This is a genomic window from Paraflavitalea soli (genome assembly GCF_003555545.1).
Classification (GTDB): domain Bacteria; phylum Bacteroidota; class Bacteroidia; order Chitinophagales; family Chitinophagaceae; genus Paraflavitalea; species Paraflavitalea soli.
This window is the reverse complement of the sequence record NZ_CP032157.1, coordinates 5564612-5581731: the sequence shown is the minus strand read 5'-3', so window position 1 is coordinate 5581731 and position 17120 is coordinate 5564612. Positions and strand designations below refer to the sequence as shown.

Here is a 17120-nt window from a genome sequence, read left to right as displayed (position 1 = left end):
GCTTTTTTTATATACGAAGTATATTTTATTACCTTCTGTCCGACAGTTTAGCCAGCAGGCGCAGGATCTCGAGGTACAACCAAACAATGGTTACGAGCAATCCAAAGGCGCCATACCATTCCATGAATTTGGGAGCACCGCGTTGAGCACCTTGTTCGATCATGTCGAAATCAAGGATGAGGTTGAGGGCGGCAATACCTACTACTACCAGCGAGAAGATAATGCCGATGGTGCTGCCTTCATGAATGAAAGGGATACTGATACCAAAAAGTCTCAGTACGATTGCTATCAGGTAAAAGATACCAATACCCACTGTAGCTGTTATCACTATGGATTTGAACCTTTCGGTAGCCTGTATTACCCGGAAATAATACAGTGCAAACATAGCCAGTACCACACCAAAGGTGAGGCCTACAGCCTGCATAATAATATTAGGCGCAAGTTTAGCAAATGCGAAATTGTAATAAGAAGAGATCGTGCCTAAAAAGAATCCTTCTGCCAGGGCATACAGCGGAGCTGTATAGCCCGCCCACTGTGGTTTAAAGATGGTCACCAAAGCCAGGATAAATCCGACTATGGCAGACCCTATCATATAAGGCATGACATTTACGCCGGAGGCAGCCATTTTCCAGGCGAGGCCGGCAGTTGCCATAACGAGTAAGAAAAGGATACCAAATTTGTTAAGGGTGCCACGCACAGACATTACATCGGTGTGCTGTGTGCCAATGGCTTTATCGAAGATCTTTTCACTTAATGCCGGATTACCGGATTTGAATAGGGCCATAGTTGTTCTGTTTTATTTGATCAAGATACAAATTTAAGTCAAAACAAACGAAGAAGCAAGTTGCAAGGGCAGGTTCCTGACTTCGGAGGGGTTGATTGCCAGTATTTAACAAACCTTTTTTGAAAGCAGGTGTCCCGCTGAAAGCTGAAGGGCAGCCCCTACGGGGCTGAAGACACTTTTGACGTTTTTTTCTACAAAGCGGTAGCCCCTCTGGGGCAAAAACGGCAAATCCTTAAGGGGCTCCGGAGCGGTTATTTCAGCAGCATGACGGTCCCTTTCAGGGGAAGGGCCTTGCCTTCGTTGCACACCACTTCTGCTACATATACGTAAGCGCCTGAAGCGGCTGGCTGTCCTTTGAACCTGCCATCCCAGCCGGCGTTTTTATCATTGGGTGAACTGTTTTCCCTGCTGAATACGATCTGCCCCCAGCGATTGAAGATGCGGAGGCTTTTTACTTTTTGGATGCCATATCCTTTAATAAAGAAAACATCATTGGCACCGTCGCCATTGGGCGTAAAAGCATTTGGAATATATACCGCTCCCTTGCCACAGGTGACAGTAATGCGGATCTCATCGGATGCTTCACAATTGTATTGGGTACGCACGGTGAGGCGATAGCTGGCATCTTTATCGGCAATGAGGCGGGGGCCGCTACAGGCATTGCAGCTGAGACCGGTGGCAGGCTGCCAGAGATAGCTGATCACATCATTGCTGACGATTGGCTTGAAGTCGATAGGCAGCCCTGCGTCTATCCTAAGATCGGGCCCAAGATCAACAGTGGGGATGCTGCCCACGGTGACAGTAACGGCACCCGTATCATTGGGACAGGTATTGGTGCTGAAACCCACTACCTGGTAAGTAGTCGTTTGCAAGGGTGACGCCCAGGGCGAGGCAATAAAGGGATCATTGAGACCGGTGACCGGCGTCCAGGCAAATTGTTGTGCATTACCATTGGCGGAAAGGCGTGTGCGCTGCCCCCGGCAAATAATAGCATCATCACTGTGCTGCAGGTTTACCTTTTGGTCTACATGGATCATAACACTATCCCGTTGTATGCAACCAAAGCGATTGATGACTTGTACATAATAACGCACATTGGTCAACGCCGTAGCTACGGGGCCGGCAGTATTGGGCTGCTGTAAATTGGTTTGTGGCCACCAGCTGAATTGTGTGCCATCGGTGGTATGTAAAGGAACAGGGCTTCCTATGCAGACAGTAGTATCCTGTGGAGAGGCCCCGGGCACTGGAAGCGGGCGGATGGTGATGGAGGTGTCGGCTGTTTCTTCACACCCATATTTTGTATGGACCGTAAATGCCAGGTTATAATCGCCTGCATTGGCAAAATAGTAGGTCACACTATCGTTGTAGCTGATGCTGCTGTTGTTGAGTTTCCAGGTATATTGACTAATGCTGTCCTCTGATTGGATATTGGCAGTATAGTCAAGGGTGGTCTGTGCACATTTTTCTACCTCGCCCACGATATTAAAAACAGGTTTGGTATAGATCTTCACCGGTTGGGCCAGGCTTACGGTATCATTGCAGCCGGTATTGCCGTACAGGATGAGAGAAGTATTGTAAGAGCCGGGTGTTGCATAGGTGTGCACGGGATCTGCATCTGCCGATATCGTGTTATCACCCAGGTCCCATTTCCAGGCAGCCGTGCCAAAGAAGGCGGTAGACCGGTTGTTGAAAGGAATGGTCCTGTCGTCACCACAGCGGATACCTTTGTCAATAGTATAAGCAGCTACCAGCGAATCGGCCCGTATGCGGTGGGCAGCAGAATCGACACAACCATTGATGGTGGTAGCTGCCAATGCAATGGTGTGGGTGCCCGCTGTGAGGGGATGGATGAGGCTGGCGGTATTGCCGGCGAAGGCGCCATCTACATACCAGGCCACATGATCGATGGGGTCTACACTGCGTACCTGGTTGGTAAATGTTTTGATACCGGGACTACAGTAAATACTATCTGCCTTGAAAAGCGCAGCGGGTTGCTGGCGGATACTTACAGCTTTTGCCTGGGTGAGGGTATCTATACATCCATAGCGGCTTTGCACGATGAGCGCTACTTCGTAGTCGCCATCCGTGCGATACGTGTGCGCAGGGTTTTGGGCGGTAGAGGTTTGGTTGTCGCCAAACAACCATTTCCAGGATACGGCGCCAAAGGCAGCTTCGGACAAGTTGGTGAACTGGATCGTTCTGTCGGTGAGGCAGCGCAATGGCCTGTTGATGGAGAAACGTGCACGTGCGGAATCAACAATAATGGTATCTGTCGCTTTCAAGGTATAGGGACAGCCTTCGGGGCTTGTTAAGATCACATTGGGCAGAAACTTGCCTGCCAGGGGATAGATATGGTTGACCACATCGTTCTGGGAGGCCTGCACAGGCGTACCATCGCCGTAATCCCAGGCATAGGAGCTGATATTGCTGCCCGTTACACGCATGGGCAGGGTGTAGGGTGTACAGCCAATAGCCGGCCCCACAGATAAGCGGCCAATAGGCCCTTTTACTCGAATGATCTTTGTGATGGAATCCACACAGCCGCTTACACCGGTGATGATGATCTTGACGGGATAGAACCCGGGCACCGCATAGATATGGGGAGCAGGGTCTTTGTCGGTAGAGCCTGTACCACCATCGCCAAAATCCCATACATACTTATTGGCATAGGTGGAACTATCATAGAAATTGATGGCTATGGGCGCGCACTTGCTGGTATCGCCTACTATAAAATTGGCCTTGGGTTTTACCAGTTTGATGTAAGCAGCCGTGGTCACACTGTCGGCACAGCCATTTTCATCTTTTACCACCAGTTTAATATCATACTCGCCATTGGTGCTGTAGGTATGGGATGCATGGTAGCTGTTGGCGGATGTGCCATCGCCAAAACACCAGGTATAGGTAGCGTTATAAGCAGAGGACTGGTTGTACAGGAATACGTTGGTGCTGCCGCATTTGAGGGTATCATAGCTAAAGATCGACGCCTGCGGCCGATAGCTTTTGACATAGTTATAGGTGATGGCTTGCGCCTCGCAGCCGGCCGCATCTTTGATATTGAGGGTAACATGCCAGCTACGGTAATAACTGTTGTTGGTATAGGTATGACTGATGGCTGTATCCCGGGTAGTGGTATAGGCGGGTGTACCATCGCCAAAATTCCAGGTCCATTCAACAATGGGCGTAGCGCCATTCTGAATAGAAGTATCCTTGAAAACAGTAATGAGTTCTTTCTCACAGGTGGTGAGCGGAGTTCCTTCGAAGCCTGATACGGGCCCTTTTACCACCACAGGAATGGCATACTGGAAGGAGTCGAGACAGCCCAGCTTATCCTCGATGATCAACTTGACATAATAGGTTCCTGCATCCGTGTAGGTGTGGGAGGTATTGCCATTTAGGTATTTGCCGTAGTTGAGGAAATAGGCCCTGTTGTTGATGGTATAGCGTGGGGTGCCATCGCCATAATCCCAGGTGTATTTGTTGATGTTGGAAGAGTCGATACCGATGGTAGCAAAGTTGATTGTTTTATTACGGCAGATATCGGTAATGGAGGGTACGAAGTTTGCCTTTTCATCAATGATCACTACCCGTACCTGCGCTGAGGAGGTGACATTCGTTACTGTATTGCGCCTGGTAACGATCACCACATACTTTTTGGCTGTAGTGGGAAAGGTATGTGTGACGGGGCTTACCGGTGAGGTAGTGTACAGGGGCGATCCATCGCCAAAGTCCCAGCTCAGCGTTTGGGAATTGCTGACGGTATCGGTAAACGTAATGATGTATTTCTCGTCGCAGGTTTTGCCCATCACAAAACCTGCACCCCCGCCGCCGTCTCCACCCCCGGAGCCGTCATCATCACAGAGGTCGGCAACACTAACTGGCCTGGCGATGGAACTGTCCGTACATCCCTGCTGAGTAATGATCTTCAGTTTGATATTGTAGCTCCCGGCTACTGTGTAGGTATGGGTGGCATTGTCGACCGTGGTAACCACCGGCGGCCCATCACCAAAGTCCCATACATAGCTCACTACGGGGTCTACTATATTGGTCAGGCGTGCCGTTGCTTTTACGGGAAGTGGCCTGCAGCCATCGGGTGGTGTGTAAGTGAAATCAACAACAGGCTTTACAATGCGGATGGTATCTCTTTTTTGCATCACAGCAGTGCAGCCGGTAAGGGGATCGGTAGCGGTGAGGGTAATGGTGTAATAGCCCGGTAGCTTATAAATGTGCACTGGATCTGTTAAACTGGAGTGTGGTGAGCCATCGCCAAAGTTCCAGTCCCAGGTGAGCCCTGTTGCTGGCAGGCTGGTATTGGTAAACCGGGCAACGAATGGTGTATCGCAGCCAATGGCCCTGTCGACTGTAAAGTTGGGTTTGGGTCCAGGTCCTACGGTAATCGTGTGCAGGGCGGTGTCGTTGCAGCCTGCAGCGTTGAAGGCCACCATGGTTATTTCATAAGTGCCGGGCGTGGTAAAGGTATGCGAAGTGTTTTGGCCATACTGGACAGCGCCGTTGTCGGGAAACAGCCATTTGACGGTGTAGAGAAAAGCCGCCGGGGTAACGCCTCCTGTGAAACTGGCAGCTGTATTGGCGCATACGTTTACAGGTGCTGTGATGGATGGTGTTGGTTTGCCTGCCAGTATCCCGTTACTCCCCGACCTTGAAAAGGTGCTCACGCAATTGGTGCCGTTCCTGGCCGTGAGGGTTACGGTATAAGCGCCGGTAGCCGTGTAGGTGTGACTGGGATTGGGATCGGTGGAGGTTTGTCCATCGCCAAAATCCCAGAGATAGGTAATGGTGCCGCCCCCGGTAGTTCCATTGACAAAAGAGGTGGTAAAAGGGATATCGCAACTGCTGTTATTGGGAATGGTGAAAGCGGCATTCACCTTTGGATATACTTTGATGTATTGGGGTTCAATAGCTGCTTCGCTTTCGCATCCCCAGCTATTGGTAACGATCAGGGAAACATTGTAATTGCCGTTTACATTATAGGTAAAGGCGGGATTGGGCTGACTGCTGCCGCCGGCCCCGAAGTCCCATAACCAGTTGGTGACCGTGCCGGTTTTGGTAGTAGCCAGGCTGGTAAACTGGACAGCATGTGGTGAACAGCCTTCTCTTTCGTTGGCACTGAATTTTGCTACTGGTTTGGGATGTACCATAATAAAGTCCTGTTTGGTACGTGTATCGCCATTGGAAAAAGTAACCGTGAGGGTAACTGTAAAAGTGCCATCTGTGAGGTAGTTGGTACCTACTGTAGCTGCGCCATTGTTGATGATGGTGCCATTGCCCAGGTTCCAGTCGCGGCGCGTGACAGTGCCGCCAGTGGAGGCATCGGTAAAGTTGACACCACTGAGCGGTATGCAGCCTTCTTTTTTGCTGATGGTGAAGTTGGCAGTGGTTTGGGAAAAAGAGGGGGCAGCCATGAATAAAAGGCCCAGGCATACACCGATGCGAAGGACTAGTGAACGGATGGTATAGACTGCAGCCTTATTGACCATGCTAACGAATACAGATAAGTAACCAAGCTCTCATGCCAAGCATTGGGGTGAAAAAATGAAATTTTAAAGTACGGGCTTCATAAGAGTGGATAGTGGATGGAGATGGGTAAAGGGGGTAATCTCGGACGACGAGCGCCGTTAGGTTTAATACAGGGTGGCGAAGGTATATAAGTTTTTTGTTAGATGGAAGTGCCCGGGGTTAATTTATTGTACAACGGGCTGCGCATTTAATCCGGGATGTGTGGTTGCTGCGTCTACGCGGAGTAGTACATCACGTATCTGGGTAAATTTGGTCCAGGGTATGAAGTGATTGGCGCCCGGTATGATGAGTTCATCGATCTGGGGGGCATTGACCAGTAATTTTTTGGCATAAGCTATATTGCCGGGCGGCACCCAGGTATCGGCAGCGCCATGGATAAAGAACACGGGGCAGTTGATCCTGGCAAATTCGGGTTGTAATTGTACCAGGTCTTTTTTCAGGTACCACAATTCTTTATTGGAAGGCCTGAAGGCGCCGGGCACCAGTAAATTCAAAGGCGTGTTGAAAAGCCAGGGGCGCCATTTTTCCGGCTTTTCTTCCGCAGGATCTACTGATCCGGAGATCATCACCAGGGCTTGTATGAGCAAAGGATTATCGGCTGCGAGTTGAATGATAAGCGGACCTCCGAGTGAATGGCCCGCCAGGTACATGGGCCTGCCATTGTCTAATTTCTCCAGTACGGGACTGATCAGTTCCGACTGGCGGATGAGGTGCTCGGATTTTCCAAAATCACTGTAGCCAAATCCCGGCCTGTCAATGGAGATCATGCGATAATGCGCCAGCAATAAGCTATCCTGCATGTAGCCCGCGAAAGCATCCCAGCTACCGGGTGTGCCGTGTATAAATATGATGGTGGGCAGGCTATCATTGCCGGTAGCAGCATAGTGAATGTTCCTGCCTTCTACTCTTTGTGTGGAGGTATGCAACTGTACGCCATTCTCCTGGAAACGCCTGATCATTTCCTTATCTGCCTTGCGGAAGGTCATGCAGCCAGGAGCTACCACCAGCCATATAATAAGCAATATAAGGAACACCATAACTGATCGCATCATACCATTTTTCTACTGGGTTGTATGAAGTTACTGAATAGTGGGATGAACCCAATAATGCGAAATGGTGAGCTGCTTTTGCAAACGGCTCACCATTCAGTATGAAGAGGTTTCGACTTCTGGTTATGAATCTTAGTCCTTTTTCTGAGGCGGGTTGGGTGGACGACGGTCGTCTTTTTTGGGCTGCTGTTGCTGTTGCCGGTTGTCTCTCCGCTGTTGCTGTTGCGGTCTATTTTGTCCCTGCTGACCACCACCTTGCTGCCGGTTGCCCTGGTTGCCACCACCTTGTTGACCGCTACCTTGCTGGCCCCCTTGTTGGTTTTGAGACCGCTGTTGTTGGTTGCCTTGCTGTGGCCTTTGTTGTTGCTGGCCACCGCCACCTTGCTGAGGCCGCTGTTGCTGGCGATTTTGCTGCTGGCGGTTTTCCTTATGGTGGTGTTTCTTTTTCTTTTCAGCTCTTTCCAGGGTACGCAGGCTGATCTGGCCCACCAGGTCTACAAACTCCGGTTCTACTTCCCTGGCTTTACTGCTGGTAATTTCTACCGGTTCCAGTTGCTCAGGTATGGTGCCCTGGGCATTGAGTTGTTTGATCTTGCGTACTCTTTCAATACTAACCGGGTATTGCTTGTTGCTATCGGGCAACACATACCACATGATGTTTTTGAAGATATCCTTCTTGATGAGGGTAGCATTGCCTTTGCCTACCTGCAGCAGGTCTGCATTATCGGGGAAATGCTGCAAGGCATCCAGGTAGGTATCCAGTTCGTAGTTGAGACAGCATTTCAGGCGTCCGCACTGACCGCTGAGCTTACTTTGATTGATAGAAAGATTTTGGTAACGGGCTGCGGTAGTATTGACCGATTTGAAATCGGTAAGCCAGGTACTACAGCAAAGTTCACGGCCGCAGCTACCTACACCACCTACTTTGGCAGCTTCCTGGCGGGCGCCTATCTGGCGCATTTCTACCTTCACCTTGAATTCGCGTGCAAGGATCTTGATCAGTTCACGGAAATCCACCCGGTCATCGGCAATATAGAAGAAAGTGGCTTTACGGCCGTCGGCCTGAATTTCCACTTCACTCATTTTCATGTCGAGGTTGAGCTGCTTGGTAATGGCCCGGGTTTGGATGAGGGCTTCTTTTTCGCGGGCCTTATTCTGGTGCCAGATCTCAATATCTTTATCGGAGGCACGGCGGAGTACTTTCTTTAATTCTGAATCGTATTCGCCAATACCCCTTTTCTTCATCTGGATCCGCACGATCTCGCCGGTGAGGGACACTTCACCTACATCAAAACCACTGATCCCTTCCACAGCGATCAGGTCGCCTTTTTCAAAATTCTGGATGGTTGCATTCCGGAAGAAGTCTTTCCGGCTGCCCTGGTTGAAGCTTACTTCTATTACTTTGCAGGCTGTATCCTGGTCGCTTACCGGCAGGTTCATCAGCCAATCGAAGGCATTCATCCTATTACAACTTCCTGTGCTGCAGCCTCCATTGCTTTTACAGCCAGCCACTTTTCCTGTGGTTCCACATGAACTACATCCCATTCTATAAGTAATTGAGAATGAAAAAAATTGTTGACGGCTGCTGAACGCTCTAATGTTGGGAGGTATTTTGTGGCAGGCGTTATAAAAAGATCATACACAGCCCTTTGAACGACAGTATATAATATTAAGGTCTGCCTGCATAAAGCGGTAATCAAATAATTACCAGGCAGGTAAAAGACAAATACGCAAATGCAACACAAAAAATATAGCGAAGTAAGATAACCGGGTAAAACGCTCCTGTTACACAAATCCACTTGCTACAGCCACTCCCTTCAAAATCCATACAACTCAGGCCGATTTACAAATATAGGTTTTTAAGTGTAAAACATTACATAAGCCGGGCCACCTGCTTGTGGGCTATAATATGGTAGAGTTTGATGGTGAGGGCCAGGAAGAGCATTTTTGCATTGGCATTGCGCTCAATGTAATAAGCTGCCTTGTCCAGCTCCTCAATAATGGCTTCCTGCTGTTCAAATCCGGCGATCTTATTCAGCCGAAGCGCAAAATCACGCTCATTATCAGGGAGATGGACGGCTTCCGTGCCCATTGCCTGCAGGCGGATGGCCTGCTCCAGGAGGTGGTTGAAATAGAGCAGGAACTGTTTTTGCTTTTCCCGGCCCAGCTTGCTTACCTCGTCGATCCACTTGACCTGGGCTACAGGACCATTTTTGAGGATGGAGTTGAGCCAGTCGCGGAGGAGCGACTGCCAGTCTTCTTCGGCATGGCGAATGAGCTGGAGAGCCTCCCGGTAATTACCGGCTGCGATGGAGGCGACGGATCTGGCCTGCTCGGGGGTGCATTTGGCATTGGTAATGAGGGCTTCGGTAATGGCTTCGGTAGCCAATGCAGGGATCTTTACCAATTGGGTCCTGGACAGGATGGTAGCCAGTATCTGGGATTCATTTTCCGCTACCAGGATAAATAAGGTATCAGCAGGCGGCTCTTCAATGAGCTTCAATAATTTGTTGCCCTCATTGCCCAGGTACTCCGGCATCCAGAGGACAAGTATTTTAAAGCCGCTTTCGAAGCTTTTGAGGTTGAGCTTGCGGATGATCTCATTGCATTCGTAGGCAGTAATATTGCCCTGCTTGTTCTCCGCGCCGATAAACTGGAGCCAGTCGTAGGCATTGCCATAGGGCGTTTCGGATAAAAACTGCCGCCATTCCTGGATATAATCGGTGCTTACGGGTTTGTCGCCCGATTTACGGGGAATGACGGGATAGGAAAAGTGGATATCGGGGTGAACGAGTTGCTGGGCTTTCTGGCAGGAAGCACATACACCGCAGGCATCCATGAGGGTAGTTCCGGTATTGGGGTTGGAGGCATCCTGTTCCGGTTCTTCGCCAAACAGGGAGGCGCTGCTATTGGCCAAGGTATTTTTCCTGCTTACTTTTTCACATACAATGTATTGGGCAAATGCAATGGCGAGGGGTAAAGCGCCATTGCCTTCTTTTCCGAGGAAAAGTAAAGCATGGCTGAGGCGGTTTTGCTGTACCATTCCCACCAGGTGTTCTTTGGCATCCTGCTGGCCGATAATATCCTTAAAAGACATGCGGCGAAGATAGGCGTAAAAAATAAACCGCTCGCAGGGTAGCGAGCGGTTTAAAAATCTTCCCAAGGGGAAAACGACTTCAACAGAGGTCTTAATACAGGATATCCCGGACTACTATCATAATGTGTTTGAGCTAAAAGGTCTTGAGGGTCTTCGCTCCAGGATAGGTCTCGTTCAACGGATACTTGGATTCAGGGGTGGTTTTCCGCTGTGGATATTTGCTGTTCTTCCCAGGGATTGGATCTGATTGGTTTCATTAGTTATACCGGACTGGTACTTTCAGCGGTATTGGATTGTTGCTGCTATAAAGTTGTTTAATTGTCAGGACAACGTTAAATCTATTCGGCGAGTGGCAGATTTCATCCGATTTTTGGTCTGATCCTTTCGATGTTGACGAAAAGGATTGGGTACCAAAGCAAATGGCGGGTAAATACCCGCCATTCCTTGTATGAATGATGTTACTATGTATAATCTTTCTTAATTCAGGTATTTGGTAACTTCCTCACTCATGGGTTTTGTCTTGCTGGGGATCACAGCGATCAATTTGCCTTTTTCGTCCAGCAGGAATTTTGTAAAGTTCCATTTGATGGGATCTTCCACACCCAGTTTTTTAGCTTCTTCGGTGAGGTATTTGAACAAAGGATGGATGTCTTCGCCTTTTACAGATACTTTTTCTGCCATAGGGAAAGTAACGCCATAGTTCTTACGGCAAACTTCTTCGATATCAGCAGCGGTACCTGGCTCCTGGTTGGCAAAGTTGTTGGCAGGGAATCCTACGATCACCAGTTTATCCTTGTACTTATCATACAGTTGTTGCAATTCGGTATACTGTGGTGTAAGGCCGCATTTGGAGGCAGTATTTACGATCAGTATTTTCTTGCCTTTGTATTTAGCAAAGTTGATAGGGTCTTTACCTTCCAGGGAAGGGACCTTAAAATCATAAATAGAGGTGGCTGCAATCAGCAACAGGGAACCTAGTAACAGGCGTATCATAGATGTAAGTTTTTAATGATAATAACTAATACAAAGATGGTGCTTAATTGGTTGCTCGCCCGGAAAAATTTATAGGTGGCAAAGGGAGATAACGATTAATTAACCAAAAGGAGGCATATTACTGTTTTTCGTAACATCCAAGGTCGGGAAGGCCAATGGGGCGGGGATTTCCATCCAGGTCAATGCTCAGTGCCGTGGCGCTTCCTTTATTGATGGCGGGCGATTCGTCCTTCAGCCGGAAATTGTACCATCTTTTCTGGGTATCTACGCTGTCGAAAAGCGGTGCCTGGTTGGCTATTACATTATTGGCTGTTGCATTACCGGGATTGCTTTTTGCTTTCCATAAGCAGTTCTGAAAGCTCAGGTTGAAGGAGCCGGTGCCCTGTTTATTGCTTACTACTTCATTGTCCACGATGCTGTTATCGGCCCAGAAAATACAGTTGCGGAAGTTGGCCGTAAGACCAGCCGTTAATACGGTATTGCCATCCCGGATAAAATCGGTTACCAGTAAAACAGGTTCCTTGTGTTGGATAAAGGTATTGGAATAAGCTACAGAAGTACAATGGTTAAAATCATAGTTACCTCCTAAAGCAAGCACCATGTTCTTGCCGCAATTGCTGATGAGACAATTCTGCGCCCTGATATCGGATTGCATAGATTGTATACCCGCATCATAGCAGTTGTCGATGATCGATTCGCTTAAGATAACTTTGGGATTGGCATTGATCGATGGGCCAATGGCTACAATACCCTGATAGGCATTTTTAATGACGGCAAACTGTAGGTAATTGTCCTTGCTTACACCCCGGAAATAAATACCTGGCCAGGCGCCGGGATAATCCCGATAGGGCTCATCGAGCCGGTCGCCACTGAAAGTAACCTTGGTACTGTCGTATTTCTCACCGGTAACAAGCAGGGTTCCATCGACGATAAAGGGGGCATTGGCATGGAGGTAGATGCGGCAACCTTTTTGAATGGTAAGGGTGGTATTGGTATCAACCTGCAGGCCGCCTAAAATGACATAGGGCTTGTCGTTAGTCCAGGTTTCGTTGACATCAATGAGTGTTGAACGGAGGAAGTGGGCATTTTGTCCCCAGGCTTCCAGTTGTACCCATTTTTCCTGGTTATTGAATTGGATATGGATACTGTCCCTTATTACAAAGGGAAGGTCTTGTGCGGTGGGGTTTATTTTTACCGATACAAAAACATAGAGGCTGTCGTTGGCTTCGATGTCGATGTCGTTCACAACCGGTCCGGGAGTGCCATCTACATTGATCTTAAATACGGAGGATGCGCCCCCTGCCAGAGATACATTGTGGAGCTTTAGCTTTTGGTTGTTGTCGTTAAAGATGCGGAAATAATGGGTTACTGATCCCAGGGTTGTAAATACGGTATCAAAATGAAGGGTATCAGCCGAAGTACTAAGATTGGCAGTACCGGTAATAAAAGAGTCCTTTTTGCAGGCGGTAGCCATTGCGGCAACGATCAATATGAATACCAGTACTTGCTTCATGAATTGCTAAAGTAAACCTGAAGTTTGAGAATACGAAATCCGAAGTGACGAATTGGCTAGTCTATAAACGTATAAGCCGGCCATTAATTGTTCCTGCTCACCGGGAGGCGATTCCCATGGTAGCCACGCTCAGCCTCACATTGGCTGCTGCCAGTAATGCCTGCCCGCAGGCTTCCAGGGTGGCGCCGGTAGTGATCATATCATCCACCAGCAGCAAGTGCCTGCCTTCAATAGCTGCTGCATCCTTCACAGAGAACTTACCTTCCATATTCTGCCATCGCTCGATCCTGTTCCTGCGCGTTTGTGATTCCGTAAAGACAGAACGGACAATAACATCTTTCAACACGGGTATTCCCATGATCGCTGCCATGCCGGTACATAATACCTCGGCCTGGTTGTAGCCTCTTTTTCTTTCGCGGGTGGCAAAAAGCGGAACCGGCAGGAGGGCATCGGGCATGGTAAAGCGGTTGGAAGCGGTGAGGACTTCCCCGATGCGCTTGCCAAACCAGGCCCCTATATCTTTTCTGTTGTTGTATTTAAGCTGGTGCATGAGGTGCTGAAGGAGGGAATCCTTGGTAAAGTATAAATAGCTGGTAGCGTTGACCAGGGGCAGCCTGCCCCGGAATATATGCTGCACCGGGTTATCGGCATACAGGTGAAAATTGGTCAGCGGTAACCGGTTTATGCAGGACAGGCAAAGTAGCTGCTCATTACTGATAACATCGCTGCCACAACCGGCGCAGCAGTGGGGAAAAAACAGGTGGAAAAGCGATCTGGCAGTTTCGGTTATGTTCATAGAATACAAGCTACGGGCTTCGGGCAATGCGCTTTTGGCAATGACCGTAATTAACCTACGGTAAAACAGGTGAAATGGTTTTGCGCGAAGTCCGTTACTTGTAGTTCTCTGCTTTAAAACAGGTATTGGTATACTTCATCTACTCTTCCCATGCTGATCACTTCGATATTGAATTTCTGCAGGTTAAGGCCTTTCTGATTGTAACGTGATACGAGGATCTTTTCAAATCCCAGTTTCTCAGCTTCGGCAATGCGTTGTTCAATACGATGAACAGCTCTGATCTCACCGCTTAATCCTACCTCTCCGGCAAAACAGGTAAGATCGGGGAGGGGCACATCTTCATAAGAGCTTAACAGGGCGCAGAGGACAGCGAGATCAATGGAGGGATCTTCTACCTTAAGACCACCGGCAATGTTGAGAAATACATCTTTGACCCCAAAATGAAAGCCTCCGCGCTTTTCCAATACAGCCAGCAGCAGTTGCATGCGGCGGAGATCGAAACCGGATACGGTGCGCTGGGGTGTTCCATAAACAGATTGGGTGACCAGTGCCTGTACTTCTATGAGTAAGGGACGCATGCCTTCAATAGTGGCGGCAATAGCAATGCCGCTGAGCCGGTCCTCTTTTTGTGTAATGAGTATTTCGCTGGGATTGTTAACGCCGCGCATGCCATCGCCCGACATTTCATAAATGCCGAGCTCTGCTGTTCCGCCGAAACGGTTCTTAATAGTACGTAGGATGCGGTATGCATAGTGGCGGTCTCCTTCAAACTGTAATACGGTATCTACCATATGCTCCAATATCTTGGGACCCGCTATGGCGCCGTCTTTGGTGATATGACCAATGAGGAATACAGGTATGTTGGTTTCTTTGGCAAAGCGTTGAAACTCTGAGGCTGATTCACGTATCTGGGAAATGCTGCCCGGTGATGAATCTATGTAAGGTGATTGAATGGTTTGAATAGAGTCAACAATAACGAGTTGTGGCCGAAGCTTTTTAATTTCCTGGAAAATGGTTTGTGTAGATGTTTCTGTGAGCAGGTAAAACTGATCGTTCTGTATTTTTAAACGGTCTGCCCGCATTTTGATCTGCTGGTCACTCTCTTCGCCGCTGATGTATAGGATGGTAATGTCTTTTAATAACAATCCGATCTGTAAGAACAAGGTTGATTTACCAATGCCGGGTTCGCCGGCTATCAAAGTGATGCTCCCGGGAACGATACCTCCACCCAGCACCCTGTTCAATTCTGCATCGGGTGTGATGATGCGTCTTTGTTCGGGTGTTGTTACTGCATGCAGTGCAATTGTTTTGATCTCTTTTTTGTCTTCGTGAAAGTTTTTCCAGTTATTCTCTTTTTGGGAAGTCTCTTTATGTATGACTTCCTGCACAAAAGTATTCCAGGAACCACATGAAGGACATTTGCCGAGCCATTTAGCGCTTTCATATCCACAGTTGCTACAAAAGAATGCTGATTTCACTTTACTCATGCGATAAAGTTAGTGGTATAAAAAGAATTGGGTTAACAGAAATCAAACAGACCGACTTAAAATCATCACATAAAAAGATGCACGGATAAATTTTTATGAAGCGGTTCCAAAAGCGATATTTTTTTGACCTTGTTTATCAAAAAAAACTGTTGAAAAAAGTGACGAAAGAAGATCTGTGATGAATACTTTTTTTATAAAAAAAAGTGGTGGGAAAAAAAGGGAAAAAGTAGTGATCAGCGGGGGGATTTCTTTTAAAGTAAAAGGGCCAACATTGCTGTTGACCCCTTACTTACTAACCCATTAAATTCTTGCACTAAATTACAAATAAGCGCCACATAACAAAATTATTTTTTGAGGTTGTGAATAAATTTTAACCCCGTTTTCAGGTATACGCGAGCGATGTTTTAAATGCCTATAAGTCATTGATAATTAATATTTAGTAAACATATTAGTATTTATGGGTAAGTCTTTGTGATAAAATGTCAGCTATTGTCTTTTATCAACTTTCGCGGTGACAAAATGCCCCTTTTTTGCGCACCGGATCAGACAAAAAAACACCCTAAAAATGGTGGTAACTGTTTTGATGTATAGATGTTATATAATATAAAATAGCGCAAAAAATGACACCATCAATTCTGATCGTTTCGTTGATTTTTTTAGGCATCAGTATGCTGGTTTCGGGGGTCCTGAAAAGCAAGTTTACGGCGTATAGCCGGGTGCCTCTTTCCGCCGGTTTAACGGGCGGTCAGGTGGCCCAGAAAATGCTCCGGGATAACGGCATATATGACGTGAAAGTAGTATCGGTTGACGGCTTTTTGAGCGACCACTACAACCCAGCTACCAAGACAGTAAATCTTAGTCCGGATGTATACAATGGGGTCTCCATTGCCGCCGCCGCGGTAGCAGCCCACGAATGCGGTCATGCTGTACAGCATGCTACTGCCTATCAATGGCTTACATTGCGTAGCCGATTGGTTCCGGTTGTCCAGTTTAGCTCTGGTATTGTGCAGTGGATCCTGCTGGCCGGGGTGCTGCTGATCAATGCATTTCCTGCCTTGTTGCTGGGGGGAATTATCCTGTTTGGCCTGACCACTTTGTTCTCTATTATTACCCTGCCGGTAGAGTTCGATGCCAGTAACCGGGCGTTGGCCTGGTTGAACCGTACCAATGTCACCAATCGGGTGGAATATCCCCAGGCCAAAGATGCCCTGAAATGGGCGGCCCTTACCTATGTGGTGGCGGCCCTGGCTTCTATTGCTACGCTGGTGCAATACATCATGATTTTCCTGGGGGGGAACCGCCAGCGGAACTAGGCTGAAATTATTTCCGAAACATTTCTCAATTTGACTGAAAGCTGTGCAGCATCCCGCACAGCTTTTTTGTCTTCTTGTCGTGCTGCGCCTGGTTCACTATGGGCGCCTACCTCCAAAATTTATAGAAAGAAGTTTTTTTTCCGGCCTTCAGGCTTTTGTGAGCCTGCTCTGGTCACCATATCTAACTGCGCCGGGTTGTTATACCTGCTACGTTTCCCGGCTATCAATAACCAATGCTAACTGTGACGCAAGCTCCGGCCTATATGCCGGAGCTTTTTTTGTGTGCTTACCCCTCACCAAGGCGGAAGACGGATATTAGGGGCTTGGCTACTTGTCCGACGGGGCATGCCTTTAATCCGGCTTCTTTGGGGATTGTCCTCAATGGTGACTCGATAGATTCGAACATCCTCCTCTTTGGTTCCTCATTGCTTCCTCGGGGTCCGAGGAGCCAAAGAGGAGGCATTGAGGAGGATCCGGGGAAGCAAAGAGAAGAAAGGATGAAAAATGTGTAGTCCGTCCCAAGGCATATGCCGTTCGTCCCAGGTGTTTTCTC

10 protein-coding genes are annotated in these 17120 nt (G+C 48.2%); 1 reads left to right on the top strand and 9 read right to left on the bottom strand.

Annotated features, from left to right (window positions below):
- Positions 1–28: 28 nt before the first annotated feature.
- From D3H65_RS20990 to radA, 9 genes are all read right to left on the bottom strand, one after another.
- Positions 29–784 (bottom strand): Bax inhibitor-1/YccA family protein, encoded by a 756-nt coding sequence (locus tag D3H65_RS20990; RefSeq protein WP_119052195.1) that lies wholly within the window; start codon positions 782–784, stop codon positions 29–31.
- 251 nt (positions 785–1035) lie between these two features.
- Positions 1036–6279 (bottom strand): PKD domain-containing protein, encoded by a 5244-nt coding sequence (locus tag D3H65_RS20985; RefSeq protein ID WP_119052194.1) that lies wholly within the window; start codon positions 6277–6279, stop codon positions 1036–1038.
- 204 nt (positions 6280–6483) lie between these two features.
- A complete protein-coding gene (locus tag D3H65_RS20980; protein ID WP_119052193.1) occupies positions 6484–7371 on the bottom strand; it encodes an alpha/beta fold hydrolase in 888 nt (295 codons plus the stop codon).
- Positions 7372–7500: 129 nt separating this feature from the next.
- On the bottom strand, positions 7501–8829 hold the full coding sequence (locus D3H65_RS20975) for a PSP1 domain-containing protein (protein WP_245999552.1): 1329 nt from the start codon (positions 8827–8829) through the stop codon (positions 7501–7503).
- Positions 8830–9241: 412 nt separating this feature from the next.
- Positions 9242–10465, bottom strand: coding sequence for a DNA polymerase III subunit (locus D3H65_RS20970; RefSeq protein WP_119052191.1), 1224 nt, complete (start codon positions 10463–10465; stop codon positions 9242–9244).
- A gap of 477 nt (positions 10466–10942) precedes the next feature.
- Positions 10943–11458, bottom strand: a complete 516-nt coding sequence (locus D3H65_RS20965; RefSeq protein WP_119052190.1) for a glutathione peroxidase — start codon at positions 11456–11458, stop codon at positions 10943–10945.
- Positions 11459–11576: 118 nt separating this feature from the next.
- The gene (locus D3H65_RS20960; protein ID WP_119052189.1) at positions 11577–12971 is read right to left on the bottom strand and encodes a choice-of-anchor Q domain-containing protein; all 1395 of its coding nucleotides are present in this window, start codon (positions 12969–12971) and stop codon (positions 11577–11579) included.
- Between the two features lie 97 nt (positions 12972–13068).
- Positions 13069–13767, bottom strand: coding sequence for a ComF family protein (locus D3H65_RS20955; protein ID WP_119052188.1), 699 nt, complete (start codon positions 13765–13767; stop codon positions 13069–13071).
- Between the two features lie 113 nt (positions 13768–13880).
- On the bottom strand, positions 13881–15254 hold the full coding sequence (gene radA, locus D3H65_RS20950) for a DNA repair protein RadA (RefSeq protein WP_119052187.1): 1374 nt from the start codon (positions 15252–15254) through the stop codon (positions 13881–13883).
- Between the two features lie 620 nt (positions 15255–15874).
- Here radA and D3H65_RS20945 point away from each other — a divergent pair.
- Entirely contained in the window at positions 15875–16567 is a 693-nt protein-coding gene (locus D3H65_RS20945; protein WP_119052186.1) for a zinc metallopeptidase, read from the top strand.
- Positions 16568–17120 lie beyond the last annotated feature (553 nt).

What these genes read in the sequence shown, in the direction of transcription:
- D3H65_RS20960 (WP_119052189.1), bottom strand. Translation starts at nt 12,971, where the DNA reads ATGAAGCAAGTACTGGTATTCATATTGATCGTTGCCGCAATGGCTACC.
- radA (WP_119052187.1), bottom strand. Translation starts at nt 15,254, where the DNA reads ATGAGTAAAGTGAAATCAGCATTCTTTTGTAGCAACTGTGGATATGAA.
- D3H65_RS20945 (WP_119052186.1), top strand. Translation starts at nt 15,875, where the DNA reads ATGACACCATCAATTCTGATCGTTTCGTTGATTTTTTTAGGCATCAGT.
- D3H65_RS20980 (WP_119052193.1), bottom strand. Translation starts at nt 7,371, where the DNA reads ATGATGCGATCAGTTATGGTGTTCCTTATATTGCTTATTATATGGCTG.
- D3H65_RS20990 (WP_119052195.1), bottom strand. Translation starts at nt 784, where the DNA reads ATGGCCCTATTCAAATCCGGTAATCCGGCATTAAGTGAAAAGATCTTC.
- D3H65_RS20955 (WP_119052188.1), bottom strand. Translation starts at nt 13,767, where the DNA reads ATGAACATAACCGAAACTGCCAGATCGCTTTTCCACCTGTTTTTTCCC.
- D3H65_RS20970 (WP_119052191.1), bottom strand. Translation starts at nt 10,465, where the DNA reads ATGTCTTTTAAGGATATTATCGGCCAGCAGGATGCCAAAGAACACCTG.
- D3H65_RS20965 (WP_119052190.1), bottom strand. Translation starts at nt 11,458, where the DNA reads ATGATACGCCTGTTACTAGGTTCCCTGTTGCTGATTGCAGCCACCTCT.
- D3H65_RS20985 (WP_119052194.1), bottom strand. Translation starts at nt 6,279, where the DNA reads ATGGTCAATAAGGCTGCAGTCTATACCATCCGTTCACTAGTCCTTCGC.
- D3H65_RS20975 (WP_245999552.1), bottom strand. Translation starts at nt 8,829, where the DNA reads ATGAATGCCTTCGATTGGCTGATGAACCTGCCGGTAAGCGACCAGGAT.